This window comes from Leifsonia sp. NPDC077715, assembly GCF_040686855.1.
GTDB lineage: Bacteria > Actinomycetota > Actinomycetes > Actinomycetales > Microbacteriaceae > Leifsonia.
This window is the reverse complement of the sequence record NZ_JBFBOG010000001.1, coordinates 1,299,551-1,312,196: the sequence shown is the minus strand read 5'-3', so window position 1 is coordinate 1,312,196 and position 12,646 is coordinate 1,299,551. Positions and strand designations below refer to the sequence as shown.

Annotated in this window: 15 protein-coding genes and 1 pseudogene; 9 read left to right on the top strand and 7 right to left on the bottom strand. The window is 70.0% G+C overall.

Annotated elements, in window-relative coordinates; translation table 11 throughout:
• Positions 1–48: 48 nt before the first annotated feature.
• Positions 49–381, top strand: a complete 333-nt coding sequence (locus AB0P25_RS06495) for a DUF4190 domain-containing protein (protein WP_363806120.1) — start codon at positions 49–51, stop codon at positions 379–381.
• Positions 382–384: 3 nt separating this feature from the next.
• On the opposite strand, the gene AB0P25_RS06490 is transcribed toward AB0P25_RS06495, so the two are convergent.
• From AB0P25_RS06490 to AB0P25_RS06470, 5 genes and pseudogenes are all read right to left on the bottom strand, one after another.
• Complete coding sequence (locus tag AB0P25_RS06490) at positions 385–1,047, bottom strand: hypothetical protein (RefSeq protein WP_363806119.1); 663 nt, start codon at positions 1,045–1,047, stop codon at positions 385–387.
• Between the two features lie 25 nt (positions 1,048–1,072).
• Positions 1,073–1,846, bottom strand: a pseudogene (locus tag AB0P25_RS06485) (ornithine decarboxylase); the annotation flags it as partial.
• A 47-nt stretch (positions 1,847–1,893) separates the two neighbouring features.
• On the bottom strand, positions 1,894–2,832 hold the full coding sequence (locus AB0P25_RS06480; protein ID WP_363806118.1) for a helix-turn-helix domain-containing protein: 939 nt from the start codon (positions 2,830–2,832) through the stop codon (positions 1,894–1,896).
• 44 nt (positions 2,833–2,876) lie between these two features.
• Complete coding sequence (locus AB0P25_RS06475) at positions 2,877–3,050, bottom strand: hypothetical protein (protein ID WP_363806117.1); 174 nt, start codon at positions 3,048–3,050, stop codon at positions 2,877–2,879.
• A gap of 3 nt (positions 3,051–3,053) precedes the next feature.
• Positions 3,054–3,455, bottom strand: a complete 402-nt coding sequence (locus AB0P25_RS06470; RefSeq protein ID WP_363806116.1) for a ChaB family protein — start codon at positions 3,453–3,455, stop codon at positions 3,054–3,056.
• Between the two features lie 145 nt (positions 3,456–3,600).
• Here AB0P25_RS06470 and AB0P25_RS06465 point away from each other — a divergent pair, with 145 nt between their 5' ends.
• The 5 genes from AB0P25_RS06465 to AB0P25_RS06445 all read left to right on the top strand — a co-directional run bounded on the left by AB0P25_RS06465 (position 3,601) and on the right by AB0P25_RS06445 (position 8,264).
• Positions 3,601–4,815, top strand: a complete 1,215-nt coding sequence (locus tag AB0P25_RS06465) for a zinc-dependent alcohol dehydrogenase (protein ID WP_363806114.1) — start codon at positions 3,601–3,603, stop codon at positions 4,813–4,815.
• A gap of 21 nt (positions 4,816–4,836) precedes the next feature.
• Positions 4,837–5,592, top strand: coding sequence for an alpha/beta fold hydrolase (locus AB0P25_RS06460; RefSeq protein WP_363806113.1), 756 nt, complete (start codon positions 4,837–4,839; stop codon positions 5,590–5,592).
• Positions 5,589–6,275: an alpha/beta hydrolase gene (locus AB0P25_RS06455; RefSeq protein ID WP_363806112.1), complete on the top strand. Its 687-nt coding sequence runs from the start codon at positions 5,589–5,591 to the stop codon at positions 6,273–6,275. The genes AB0P25_RS06460 and AB0P25_RS06455 overlap by 4 nt, the downstream gene beginning before the upstream one ends.
• A 65-nt stretch (positions 6,276–6,340) precedes the next feature.
• A complete protein-coding gene (locus tag AB0P25_RS06450; protein WP_363806111.1) occupies positions 6,341–6,727 on the top strand; it encodes an META domain-containing protein in 387 nt (128 codons plus the stop codon).
• Positions 6,728–6,836: 109 nt separating this feature from the next.
• The gene (locus AB0P25_RS06445) at positions 6,837–8,264 is read left to right on the top strand and encodes a glutamate decarboxylase (protein WP_363806110.1); all 1,428 of its coding nucleotides are present in this window, start codon (positions 6,837–6,839) and stop codon (positions 8,262–8,264) included.
• Positions 8,265–8,315: 51 nt separating this feature from the next.
• Here the strand turns inward: AB0P25_RS06445 and AB0P25_RS06440 are convergent, their stop codons facing one another.
• Positions 8,316–9,221, bottom strand: a complete 906-nt coding sequence (locus AB0P25_RS06440) for an SDR family oxidoreductase (protein WP_363806109.1) — start codon at positions 9,219–9,221, stop codon at positions 8,316–8,318.
• 95 nt (positions 9,222–9,316) lie between these two features.
• On the opposite strand from AB0P25_RS06440, the gene AB0P25_RS06435 reads away from it, so the two are divergent.
• Positions 9,317–9,880, top strand: coding sequence for a helix-turn-helix domain-containing protein (locus AB0P25_RS06435; protein ID WP_363806108.1), 564 nt, complete (start codon positions 9,317–9,319; stop codon positions 9,878–9,880).
• Positions 9,881–9,952: 72 nt separating this feature from the next.
• Entirely contained in the window at positions 9,953–10,909 is a 957-nt protein-coding gene (locus AB0P25_RS06430) for a PrsW family glutamic-type intramembrane protease (protein ID WP_363806107.1), read from the top strand.
• A 7-nt stretch (positions 10,910–10,916) separates the two neighbouring features.
• On the opposite strand, the gene rimK is transcribed toward AB0P25_RS06430, so the two are convergent.
• Entirely contained in the window at positions 10,917–12,128 is a 1,212-nt protein-coding gene (rimK, locus tag AB0P25_RS06425; protein WP_363806106.1) for a 30S ribosomal protein S6--L-glutamate ligase, read from the bottom strand.
• A 26-nt stretch (positions 12,129–12,154) separates the two neighbouring features.
• Between rimK and AB0P25_RS06420 the strand changes: the two genes are divergently transcribed.
• Complete coding sequence (locus AB0P25_RS06420; RefSeq protein WP_363806105.1) at positions 12,155–12,646, top strand: RimK/LysX family protein; 492 nt, start codon at positions 12,155–12,157, stop codon at positions 12,644–12,646.

Sequence of the window (12,646 nt, the reverse complement as noted above, 5' to 3'; positions counted from 1 at the left end):
ACGACGTCTGAGGAAGTGAGCGTTTCCCATCCACGACTTGGAGGCATCTTGACGTCCGTTCCCCCCGCACCCGAGCAGTCGACCGTCCCGCCGGCGCCGGGATACGGTGCTCCCGCCTACCCGGCCGCGCCCCCGCAGGCGAACCTCTCGACGAACACGCTCGCGATCGTCGCGTTCGTCTGCTCCTTCGTCGTCGCCCTCGCCGGCATCATCTGCGGCCACATCGCCCTGTCGCAGATCAAGCGAACCGGCGAAGGCGGCCGTGGACTCGCCCTGGCCGCTGTGATCATCGGCTACTGCTCCCTCGGGCTGTCGGCCATCTGCGGCTTCTTCGTCGTCGTCGCCCTGGCCGCGGCCGCGAGTGCCGGGTATTACGGCTGATCGTCACTCCTCGGTCGGCACGCTCCGCACCACGCGGACCGTGTCGAGCGTCGGGTCGGCCGCGTCGGGGATGACCATCCCCGCGGCGAGTCCCGTGCGCAGGTAGTCGACGACAGCCTGGTTGATCACCTCGCCGGGAAGGAGTGCCGGAATCCCCGGCGGGTAGGGCGTGACCTGCTCGGCGGCGACCCGGCCGGCCGTCTCGGCCACCGGCACGGTCTCGACCGGTCCGAAGAACGCGTCACGCGGGAGGGCGGCGATGACCGGCTCCAGCTCCGCGGCGCTGGGCAATGCGACCTCGGGCGGCTCGGGCATCGTCCGGGCCGCCGCGGGGAGCTGCTGCAACGCCTCGAGGAGTCGCGCGGTCGTCTGCTCGTCGTCGGCGATCGACAGGGTCGCCTCGACGCGGCGATGGTCGTTGATCCCCACATCCAGCCGGTGCTCCGACCGGAGCCAGTCGGCGACCTGGTACCCGGAGACGCCGAGCTCCTGCACGTCGATCAGCACGTGCATCGGGTCGTAGTCGTGCGACGCCTCCTCGGCGAGCAGTTCGTCCCGCAGCACGTGCAGGCCGGGGATGCGCTCGATCGCCTGCCGGGTGCGCTCGGTCAGAGCCAGCGCGTCCCCGATCAGCTGCGTGCCGTGCTGCACCATCTGCCGCCGCATACAGCATCACATTCGAGCTCGTCGTCGCGAGCACGTCGGCACACTGGGCCAGGCGCACGGGATCCACCAGCGACCCCTGCAGGTGGTAGACCGAGCCCTGCTCGAAGCCGATGCCCATCTTGTGCACGCTGATCACGCACAGGTCGGCTCCCGCGTCCATCGCCCAGGTCGGCAGGTCGTCGTGGAAGGGGAGATGCGCGCCCCACGCCTCGTCGACGATCACCGGCTTGCCGTGCGAATGGCACACCTCCACGATGGCCTTCAGATCGGCACACGTTCCGTAGGGCGTGGGGCTCGTCACGATCGCGGCGGACGCGTCGGGATAGCGCTGCCACATCCGCTCGTACTCCTCGGGCCCCGGCGGGTGGGCGATGTGCTGCTCCTCGTCGTACCGGGGCGGCACCCACCGCGGCACGAGGCCGGAGAGCACGAGGCCCGCCACAGTCGACTTGTGCGCGTCGCGGCCGATGATCAGCTCTCCTTCGCCTCGGGTGACGGCCAGGATGCACGCCTTCACCGACAGCGAGCTGCCGCAGGTGGAGAAGAACGCTCGATCGGCGCCGACGGCGTCGGCCATGAGCTCTTCGGCCTTCGCGAGGTAGCCGTTCGAAGACTTCCGGTCGTCCAGGCCCGCGGTGGAGAGGACATCCATCCGGAGCGCCCCGCCGAGCACATCCGCGACGCGCGGATCGACACCGTGCCCGCGTCCCTGCCGATGCGCGGGCGGGGTGAACCCGAGCCGGTCCACGCGGTGATACTCGGCGAGAGCGTCGAGGACGGGGGCTTCGTCGTGGTTCATACACCCAGCGATACCCCGCCTGCGCCGCGTCGGCCAGGCCCTCCGGCTCAGCGACCCAGCGTCGTCTCCGGGCTCTCGCCGTACTGGGCGCGATAGCGGCGGGTGAAGCGGTCGACGTCGGCGAAGCCCCACCGGCCTGCCAGCTCGGCGAGATCGGTGGACGTGGGATCGGAGACCATGAGATCGGTGCGAGCGGCGGACAGCCGCACGGTCCAGAGGTAGCTGCGCGCGGTCGTGCCGTGGTGGGCGCGGAACGCCGCGTTCAGCTGGGTGATCGTTGTGCCGGCCGCGTTCGCGATGTCGCCGACCGTGATCGGCAGCGACGCATGGTCTTCGATGAAGCGCACGGCGAGGCGGTGAGTCTCCTGCAGCGCGGCGGCGGAGAGCGGCCGTTCGGCCGGGTCGGCGCTGAGCGGGAAGCACTGCAGTGCGGCCATGGCGAGCGTGTGGAAGAGACTCGCCCGCACCAGCGGGTGGCGGAAGGTGCCCGACTCCATGTATTCGGACGCCACCGTCGCGGCGGTCATCATGTACTCGGCACGCCGCGGGTCGATCGTCTCGGCCGAGCCGAAGACCACCGGACCCTCGTGACCGAACGCGGTAGAGGCCACATCCCGCAGCACGTCAGGCGACAGGAAGATGTTCACCACATCGCTGTCGCGGGCGTAGCAGGTGAAGTCGTGTCCCGGCCGGATGAGGAAGGGCGCGCGCGAGCCGAACCCGCGCTCGCCGTCGATCTCCCAGCGGTAGATGTCGCTCTTGACGTTGACGATGACGACGTCGTCGAAGTCGCCGGACGTCTCCCACTCGCCCCCGATCGCATAGCGGGCGACGGAGAAGGCCGGATCGACCACCTGATCGACCTCGAACGCGAAGTCGTTCTGCGGGAGTTGCGCGAACGCGAACCGCCCGCCGGCAGCCGCCATCGCTGCATCCGCCTCCTCCGGGTCGGAGGTGTGGCTGTGCAGGCGCGTGATATCAGCCATTCGCCAACGTTATCCCGCGCCCCTGACAGTGACCAGGGGATGTGTCAGTCCGCGCGACCGAGCACGTGGACCGGGATGCCGAACGACAGTGCGATGCACAGGATGCCGGCGAAGAACACCAGCCCCTGGAACGCGGGCAGCGTGTCCGCGAGCCCGAGCAGGAAGATCCCCACCAGGAACAGCAGGAAGCACAGGATGAACGCGATCACGTCGCCCATAGGTCACTTCTTCTTTCGCGCGGCCGCGCTCTCGCGGCGGTTGGCCTTCTTGATCTCGTCGACCAGCTCGTCCTTCGTCATCCGGGTGCGGCCGGAGATGTCGAGGCGCTTCGCGACGTCGAGCAGGTGGCTCTTGGACGCGTTCGCGTCGACGCCCTCCTGCGTGCTCGCCTTCGTGTCGCGGCCCCCGGCGGCCTTGCGGTCCGAGGGTCCGTTGTGAGCCTTGCGCTCCCAGTGGTCGCCCACCTTCTCGTACTCGTGCTTCAGCGCCGAGAAGGCGGTGCGGTGGGCGCGTTCGCCCTCGCCGTACTCCTTCACCGCGGAGTCGTGCGCCTTCGACCAGAGCGCCTGCGCGTGCTTCTCGGAGCGCTCGAGGGTGGAGGGAAGCTCCTCTGATGCGGGCATGATCCCGTGGTACTCCTTCCGCTGCCGGTGGGGCTAGTACTTCTCCACAGCTACCCCCGTCGGGCGAGTTTTCAACGGGTTACGGCCATCCGGGATCGGGCGCGTACGTTCGCCCGCAGTCTTGTTGCAACCGGGAGGAGACATCATGAAGGCCATCGTGTGGCACGGCGTCGGAGACATCCGACTCGACGACGTACCCGACCCCACCATCCAGGAGCCGACGGACGCGATCGTGCGCATCATGACGAGCGCGATCTGCGGAACGGATCTGCACATGATCCGCGGCACGATGGCGGGCATGAAGGAGGGGACCGTGCTCGGCCACGAGGCCGTCGGCGTGGTGGAAGAGGTGGGGGATGCCGTCCGCGGCTTCTCGCCCGGTGACAGGGTCATCGTGTGCTCGACCATCTCGTGCGGCGTCTGCCCGCAGTGCCGCGCGGGCAACACCGCCCAGTGCGACGTGGCCAACCCGAACGGCCCGGCGGCCGGCACGTCGTTCTTCGGCGGCCCGGAGACCACGGGCCCGGTGAACGGGCTGCAGGCGCAGTACGCCCGCGTGCCGTGGGCACAGCACACGCTGATCCCGCTTCCGGAGGCGGTGAGCGACGAGCAGGCGATCCTGCTGTCGGACATCTTCCCGACCGCGTGGTTCGGGGCCGAGCTCGCGGGAGTGAAGAAGGGCGACACCGTCGCCGTGTTCGGTGCAGGGATCGTCGGGCAGCTGGCGATCGCGTCGGCCTATCGGCAGGGCGCCGGGCGTGTGTTCGCGGTCGACGGCATCGAGACGCGGCTGGCCCAGGCGCTCGCGCAGAACGCGGAGATCGTCGACTTCAACCGCGAGGCGCCGGTCGACGCCATCCTGGAGCTGACCCGCGGCGCGGGCGTGGACGCCGTGATCGACGCGGTCGGCGTGGACGCGCAACGGCCGAAGAGCGGCCCGGCCGCGGAGGCGACCGCCGAGGAGATCCCGCAGTTCGAGGAGGCGCAGCAGGAGGTCGCCCCCGAGACCAACCCGCGCGGCGACCAGTGGGTGCCCGGCGACGCGCCGACGCTCGTGTCGCAGTGGGCGGTCGAGTCGGTCGCCAAGGCCGGCCGCATCGGCATCATCGGCGTCTACTCCCCGCAGCTCACCCACTATCCGATCGGCGCGGCCATGAACAAGAACCTCACGGTGCGCATGGGCAACTGCAATCACCGGGCGGTTACACCGCCGCTGATCGACCTGGTCGCGGCCGGGCTGTTCGACCCGACGTCGTTCATCACGCAGGAGGTCGGCGTGGTGGACGCGCTGGAGGCGTACGAGAGCTTCGACCGGCGGGAGGAGGGGTGGCTGAAGACCGTCATCGACCCGTCGTCCTGAACGTGGGGATACCGTGGTGGGGTGACCGACGATCGTGAGCCCTCGCCGACCCTCTCCGCCGTGGTCACGATGGACACCTCCGGCCCGCGAGCCGCGGACGGACCGACGTTCGTCCTCGTGCACGGCATCGGGGTGAGCTCGCGGTACTTCGAGCGGCTGGTCCCGGCGCTCGCCGAGGAGGGGCGCGTCGTCGCGGTCGACCTGCCCGGCTTCGGGAAGGCGCGGAACCTGCGGCGCGTGCGCGGCTTCTCGATCGAGGAGTTCGCCGACGCCGTGGCGTTCGCGCTCGATGGGCTCGGGATCGCGGATGCGGTGATCGTCGGCCATTCGATGGGGACGCAGGTGGCGGTCGCGCTCGCCGACCGCCGCCCGGACCTCGTCCAGGGCCTCGCCCTCCTCGGGCCGGTGATGGCGCCGCAGGACCGCAACGCCCTCAAGGCGGGGCTCCTCCTCGGTATCGACATCTTCCGGGAGGACGCGCGCGGCAACCGGATCGTGATCGGCGACTACCTGCACTGCGGCATCCGCTGGTATCTCGCGACGCTCCCCGCGATGCTCGCGTTCGAGACCGAGCGCGAGCTGGAGCGGTGCCGGGTGCCCGTCGTGGTCATCCGCGGCGGCCGCGACCCGATCGCACGCGACCCGTGGGTGGAGCAGCTGGCGACGAGCAGCGGAGGGACGAGCGCGTCCGTCCCCCGCGTCGCCCACCTCGTCATGCACGGCGCGCCCTGGCGCACCGCCGCCCTCATCCGGCAGGGAGCGACGGTGCCGAGGTGAAGCGCACGCTCCTCCGCAAAGCGGGCGTGGTGGCCCTCGACTACCTGTACGCCGGCCGCTACCAGCTCCGCGCGCTCCTCGACCGCAGCACGCCGGACGCGCTGGTCGCCGTCGACGGCCACCTCGCACCGGTCGTCCTGCTGCCGGGCATCTTCGAGACGTGGCGGTTCCTGCGGCCGCTGAGCCAGCACATCCACGCGGCCGGACACCCGGTGCACGTCGTGACCGGCCTCGGCGACAACCGGATGTCGGTGCCCGAGGGCGCGGCGCTGGTCACCCGCCATCTCGAGCAGCACGACCTCCACGATGTAGTGATCGTCGCCCACAGCAAGGGCGGTCTCGTCGCCAAGTACCTCATGGGGATGCCCGACTCCGGCCCGCGCATCCGCACGGCCGTCACGGTCGCGACGCCGTTCGCCGGCTCGTCGCTCGCGCGCTTCATCCCGCTCCCCAGCGTCCGCGCACTCATGCCGAACACTCCAGGCCTTCTGCGCCTTGCCCTCAGTCGGGCGGTGAACGCGCAGATCGTGTCGGTCTGGGGGTGGTTCGACCCACACGTCCCGGGCGGCAGCAGGCTGGAGGGTGCCCGGAACATCGAACTGGATGTCGGCGGCCACTTCCGCATCCTCGCCCGGCCGGAGCTGCTGGCCGTCGTCGACGAGGTGCTGGCCACCGCCGACTGACCTCTGTCGCACCGCACGCCGCGGGCGCTACCCTGCCGGTCAGAACGGCCACCGGGGGAGGAATCATGCACGTCCGCATCCACCGCAACAGGAGAGCCGCCGCAGCCGCGGTCGTCCTCGCGGCGGTGCTCGCGCTCGCCGGCTGCGCCGGGACCCCGAGCGGCGCCGCCGTCGTCGGCCGCTGGGGCTCGACCTCGTCCGGCCAGCCCAACCTCGACATCCAGAACGACGGCACGTTCTCGGGCAGCGACGGCTGCAACCGGCTGAGCGGGCAGGGCCAGATCGACGGCGACGAGATCACGTTCGGCTCCATCGCCTCCACGATGATGGCGTGCGAGGGCGTCGACACCTGGCTGAGCAAGGCCGCGACGGGGAACGTCAGCGGCGACACGATGAGCGTCCTCGACGACGGCGGAAGCACGATCGGCACCCTGAAGAGGTCGGGTTCCTGAGCCGAATCGATGTCTAGCCACAGCGACGACCGCGTGGTTAGCGTGTGGCCTGCCGCGCCCGGCCATGCCCGACCGGGAGGCGGACCACCAGCCGTCGAGGAGTTGAGCAATGACCATCGCCGAGGACAAGAAGGCGGCCACGCAACCGCCCACCACCGCTTACACCGGGTTCAACGACCGCACGCAGCTCAACCCGATCTTCGCCCGCCCGGGAGAGGCGACGGAGCTGCCGGTGGATCGCATCCCGGCCACCGAGTCGCTGCCGGAGACCGCGTACTGGGTCGTCCACGACGAGTCGATGCTCGACGGGAACGCCCGGCTCAACCTGGCCACCTTTGTCGGCACCTGGATGGACGAGTACGCCGCCCGGCTGTACTCCGAGTCCGCCGACAAGAACATGATCGACAAGGACGAGTACCCCCAGACGGCGGCGATCGAGACCCGCTGCTGGAAGATCGTCGCGGGACTGTGGAACTCACCCGACCCGGAGAAGTCGATCGGCACGTCCACCATCGGTTCGTCGGAGGCGTGCATGCTCGGCGGGCTCGCCCTGAAGCGCCGCTGGCAGCTCGCCCGCAAGGCGGCCGGCAAGCCGTACGACAAGCCCAACCTCATCATGTCGAGCGCGGTGCAGGTCTGCTGGGAGAAGTTCTGCAACTACTGGGACGTCGAACCGCGCTACGTGCCCATCAGCGACGACCACAAGGTGCTCGACGGCCACGACCTCGAGAAGTACGTCGACGAGAACACCATCGGGGTCGTCGCCATCATGGGCGTCACCTACACCGGGATGTACGAGCCGGTCGACCAGATCGCGAAGGCGCTCGACGGCATCCAGGAGGACACCGGGCTCGACATCAAGATCCATGTGGACGGCGCCTCCGGTGGCATGATCGCGCCGTTCCTGCAGCCGAACCTGGTGTGGGACTTCCGGGTCGACCGCGTCGTGTCGATCAGCACCTCCGCTCACAAGTACGGCTTGGTGTATCCCGGCCTCGGCTGGGTGGTCTGGAAGACGGTCGACGACCTGCCGTCCGACCTGGTCTTCGATGTGACGTACCTCGGCGGTCACATGCCGACCTTCGCACTCAACTTCTCCCGCCCCGGCGCGCAGGTGCTCCTGCAGTACTACCTGTTCCTCCGCCTCGGCTTCGACGGGTACTACCGCATCCAGAAGGTGTCGCAGGATGTGGCCCTCTACCTCTCAAGCGAGATCGCCAAGATGCCCGCCTTCGAGTTGTGGAACGACGGCTCCGACATCCCGGTCTTCGCCTGGCAGCTGAAGAAGGGGCACACCGACAAGTGGAACCTCTATCACCTGTCCGAGCGCCTGCGGCTGAAGGGGTGGCTCATCCCGGCCTACCCGATGCCGGACGACCTGAGCGACCTCACGGTGCAGCGCATCGTCGTGCGCAACGGCCTCAGCAGGAACCTCGCCGAGGCTCTGGTGATCGACATCCGTGAGGCGGCCGACTACCTCGACTCCCTTCAGGCGCCCATGCCCACAGAGGGTCAGACGCACACCTTCACCCACTGAGCGGCCGGAGGCCCGGGCGGGGTCGGCCGCCCGGGCTGATCCGCGACCGTCTCAGGCGGCCGCGGGGGCGGAGTACGCGCCGTCCGCCAGGTCCTCCAGCAGGGTCGGCCCGACCGGCTCCCAGCCGAGACGGGCGCGGGTGAGGGCGCTCGAGGCCGGGATGTCGGCCCCGAAGAACATCCCGATCCAGCCGAAGTGCGATTGCACGTCGACGGGGTCGATGGAGGCGACGGGAACGCCCGCCGCCGCTCCGATGCCCTCCGCGATCGCCCGAGCCTCCACGCCCTCCTCGGCGACCGCGTGCACCACGCGCGCCGCATCCGGGTCCTCCAGCGCGAGGCCGATGAGGCGGGCGACGTCGCTGCGGTGCACCGCGGGCCAGCGGTTGGAGCCGTCGCCGACGTAGCCGGCCACGCCCTTCTCGCGCGCGATCGCGGTCAGCGTCGCCGTGAACCCGTGGTCGCCGTGCCCGTGCACGGTCGGCGCGAAGCGCAGCGCGACGGGGCGGATGCCGCGGTCGGCCGCCGCGAAGGCGAGTGCTTCGGCTCCGCCGCGCGGAGCCTCCGGACCGCTGAAGGGCGCGGGGTCCTCCTCGGTGGCCAGGCGTCCCGGCGTGAGCATCGCCACGCCCGAGGCGAAGAGCAGCGGCTTGCCCGTACCCTCCAAGGCGTCGACGAACGTCTCCATCACCGCGCGCTCGGTCCTCGCGGCACCGGCCATGTCCGAGAAGTCGTGCTTGAACCCGAGGTGGATGACCGCGTCCGCCGCAGCAGCCTGCTCGCGGATCGTGTCCAGCGCGTCCAGATCTCCGAGCACCGGCGTCGCGCCCGCGGCGCGGACCTTCGCGGCCGAGTGCTCCGACCGGGCCATCCCGGCCACCTCGTGCCCCGCGGCGACGAGCTCGGGGAGGGTGGCGGAGCCGATCCATCCGGATGCTCCTGTGACGAATACGCGCATGATGCGCTCCTCTCGTAGTCATGTCAGAGACTGACGTCAGCGACTGACATCACGATAGCACCGATGTCAGACGCTGTCATCACTACACTGGAGACGTGGGACGCTGGGAGCCGGGAGCACGCGAACGCCTCGTGGAGGCGGCGCTCGACCTCTTCGCCGAGCCCGGATTCGAGCAGACGACCGTCGCCGACATCGCGTCTCGCGCGGGTGTGACGGAGCGCACGTTCTTCCGCCACTTCGCCGACAAGCGCGAGGTGCTGTTCGCCGGATCCGACGAGTTCCAGGCCGCTGTGCTCGCCGCGATCGAGGCCGCCCCGGCCGAGTTGTCGCCGCTCGAGGTGGCGGCGGCCGGCATGGAGGCGGCGGCAACGCTGCTGCAGAGCCGACCCGACCACGAGTTCCCCCGACGCCGTGCCGCGGCGATCGCGGCCAACCGGAGTCTTCAGGAACGCGAGCTGCTGAAGCTGGCGACGGTGACGACCGAGTCGGCGCGTGCGCTGGAGAGCCGCGGGGTGCCGGTCGTCGACGCGTCCGTCGCCGCCGAGGCCGCGATGGCCGCGTTCCGTCTCGCCTTCGAGCGGTGGGTGACGGCGTCCGAGGCGCTGGATCTGCGCCTGCTGGTGTGGGAGCGGGTGGCCGCGTTCCGCGCGCTCGCGTGAGCGTTCCAGCACAAAGAAAGCCCGAGTGCTCCAGGGCTTGCCGCGCCCCTTCCCGGTGGGATGATAACCCCCATGGATGAGCCCCAGACGGCCGCCGCATCCGGCCTGGCGTACAGCGCCCCCGCCTCGCACCCGCACCACCATCACGGCTGGTGGTGGAAGACTCTGCTCACCGGGCTCGCCCTGTGGATTCTGACGATCGTGGTCACGGCGGTGACCGGCAACACGAACCTGATCCCGACGCTGATCCTGCTCGGCAGCTTCCTGGTGCCGTTCTGTGTCGTCCTGTTCGCGATCGAGCGGGTCACCGGCAGCATCAGCTCCCTCCAGCTCGTGCTCGCCTTTTTCATCGGCGGCATCTTCGGCGTGCTCGGCGCCTCCCTGCTCGAGGTGAACCTGCACCAGAGCTGGGGCCTCTACCTTCTCGTCGGCCTGATCGAGGAGTTCGTGAAGGCGGTGCTGCTGATCATCATCGGCTGGCGCGTCGTGCCGAAGACCGCGACCCAGGGCGCGCTGCTCGGTGCGACGGTCGGCGCCGGCTTCGCCGCCTTCGAGTCAGCGGGGTACGCGTTCAACGCGGCCATCACGTCCCGCGGGATCGACCTCATCGCGCTGCTGCAGACGGAGGTGCTGCGCGCCATCCTGGCCCCGGTGGGTCACGTGCTGTGGACGGCCGTACTCGGCGCCGTGTTGTTCGGCGCGGCGCGCGGGCGCACGCGCTTCCGCTTCTCGATCTGGATCGTCGTGACGTATCTCGGCGTCTCGGTGCTGCACGGGCTGTGGGACTCGGCGGGCGACCTCGCCGCCGTCATCGCGCTGATCGCCAACGGCCGCGCGCTCGAGGAGCTGACGACCGCCGGCGGTCTCACAGCGGAGACGGCGAATGCCGTGACCGCCCTCGCCGGGATTCTGTACATCGTGGTGCTGGTCGTGGTCGCCGCGGGTGGCCTGCTCACGCTGTGGCTGATCCTGCGCCACTACCGGCGGGCCGAGCGTGCGCGTGCCGCCGCTCCTGTCCCCTCGCTCTAACCGACGTTCAGCCTGCCGTCTCCGTGTCCGTCAGCGCCTCCTGCGCCTCCTTCGGCAGCTTCCGCACCTTCGTGCGCCGCTTGCGGCGGTCCGGGATCATGGAGCGCATCTCCTCCAGCCGGCCGAAGCACAGCAGCCGGTCGCCGGCCTCCAGAACCACGCCGCTGCGCGGGTTCGGGATGACGGAAGTGCCGCGGTGCAGGGTCAGCACGGAGATGTCGCGGTCGGCGAGACCGGAGTCGCGGAGCATCTTGCCGACGAGGTCGGCGTTGGTGTGCACAAGCAGTTCCGCGACGCCGTAGCCGGTGGAGACACTGAGGCGCTGGCGGACGTCGATCTCGGGGAACGCCACCTGGTTGTCGATGAAGTCGATGATCGCGCCGGCCACATCCAGGCCGGTCGCGCGTTCGATGCCCTCAAGCCCGGGCGAGGAGTTGACCTCCATCACCAGCGGGCCGTCCTTGCCCTCGAGCATGTCGACGCCGGCGACGCGCAGGCCCATGATCTGCGCCGACCGGACTGCCGCCTCCTCGAACTCCGGCGTCAGCGCGACCTTCTCGACGGTGCCGCCGCGGTGCACGTTCGAGCGGAACTCGTCGCCGCTCGCCACGCGCCGCATCGCCGCGACGACCCGGTCTCCGACGACGAGCGCCCGGATGTCGCGCCCGCGGCTCTCCGCGATGAAGCTCTGGATGAGCACGTTCTGCTTCGTCGAGTGCAGCGTCTCGATGATCGACTCCGCGATCTTGGCCTCCGGCGCGAGGATGACGCCGATGCCCTGCGTACCCTCCAGCAGCTTGATGACGACCGGCGCCCCGCCGACGCGCTCGATCGCCATCCGCACGTCGGCGCGGCTGTTGACGAAGGCCGTGCGCGGCATCCCGATGTTGTGGCGGGAGAGGATCTGCGTCGCCCGCAGCTTGTCGCGCGAGTTCGTGATGCCGTTCGCGGTGTTCGGCGTGTACACATCCATCTGCTCGAACTGCCGCACGACGGCCGTACCGTAGTACGTGATCGAGTTGCCGATGCGCGGCAGGATCGCGTCGTAGTCGGACAGCAGACGGCCCCGGTACTGCAGGTCGGGCTCGTCCCCGGAGAGGTCGATCGCGAACCGCAGGGTGTTGAGCACCTTCACGTTGTGGCCGCGGCTCTCGGCCGCCGAGCGCAGGCGCTGGGTGGAGTACGCGTGCGGGGCGCGCGACAGGATGGCGAGTTTCACGGGGGAGCTCCTGCGAAGATGGGGGAATGGCCGACACCCATCTAAACACCGACGACGCCGGCACGCGCACGGTCGGCTGGCGGGAATGGGTGAGCCTCCCGGGCATCCCGGTCGAGTGGATAAAGGTGAAGGTCGACACGGGAGCGCGCAGCTCGTCCCTCCACGCGTTCGAGATCGAAGAGCTGCCGGGCGACCGCGTGCGCTTCCAGGTGCATCCGTGGCAGGACTCCGACCGGGATGCGGTGACCGCCGAGTGCGCGGTGCATGACCGCCGCGTGGTCCGCAGCTCGTCCGGGCACACCGAGGAGCGGATCGTCGTGCTGCTCGACCTGGTGCTCGGCGGCCGGACCGTGCGCGCCGAGACGACGCTGACGAACCGCGACCAGATGGGGTTCCGGATGCTGGTGGGCCGCGAGGCACTGCGTCAGGGGTTCGTGGTGGATCCGGCGCGTTCGTTCCTGGGCGGCCGTGCGCCGCGGGAGGTTCGCCGCCGCAACCGCGGGCGGGAGCTGGGCTGA

What these genes read in the sequence shown, in the direction of transcription:
- AB0P25_RS06490 (WP_363806119.1), bottom strand. Translation starts at nt 1,047, where the DNA reads ATGCGGCGGCAGATGGTGCAGCACGGCACGCAGCTGATCGGGGACGCG.
- AB0P25_RS06480 (WP_363806118.1), bottom strand. Translation starts at nt 2,832, where the DNA reads ATGGCTGATATCACGCGCCTGCACAGCCACACCTCCGACCCGGAGGAG.
- AB0P25_RS06475 (WP_363806117.1), bottom strand. Translation starts at nt 3,050, where the DNA reads ATGGGCGACGTGATCGCGTTCATCCTGTGCTTCCTGCTGTTCCTGGTG.
- AB0P25_RS06470 (WP_363806116.1), bottom strand. Translation starts at nt 3,455, where the DNA reads ATGCCCGCATCAGAGGAGCTTCCCTCCACCCTCGAGCGCTCCGAGAAG.
- AB0P25_RS06465 (WP_363806114.1), top strand. Translation starts at nt 3,601, where the DNA reads ATGAAGGCCATCGTGTGGCACGGCGTCGGAGACATCCGACTCGACGAC.
- AB0P25_RS06450 (WP_363806111.1), top strand. Translation starts at nt 6,341, where the DNA reads ATGCACGTCCGCATCCACCGCAACAGGAGAGCCGCCGCAGCCGCGGTC.
- AB0P25_RS06445 (WP_363806110.1), top strand. Translation starts at nt 6,837, where the DNA reads ATGACCATCGCCGAGGACAAGAAGGCGGCCACGCAACCGCCCACCACC.
- AB0P25_RS06440 (WP_363806109.1), bottom strand. Translation starts at nt 9,221, where the DNA reads ATGCGCGTATTCGTCACAGGAGCATCCGGATGGATCGGCTCCGCCACC.
- AB0P25_RS06430 (WP_363806107.1), top strand. Translation starts at nt 9,953, where the DNA reads ATGGATGAGCCCCAGACGGCCGCCGCATCCGGCCTGGCGTACAGCGCC.
- AB0P25_RS06420 (WP_363806105.1), top strand. Translation starts at nt 12,155, where the DNA reads ATGGCCGACACCCATCTAAACACCGACGACGCCGGCACGCGCACGGTC.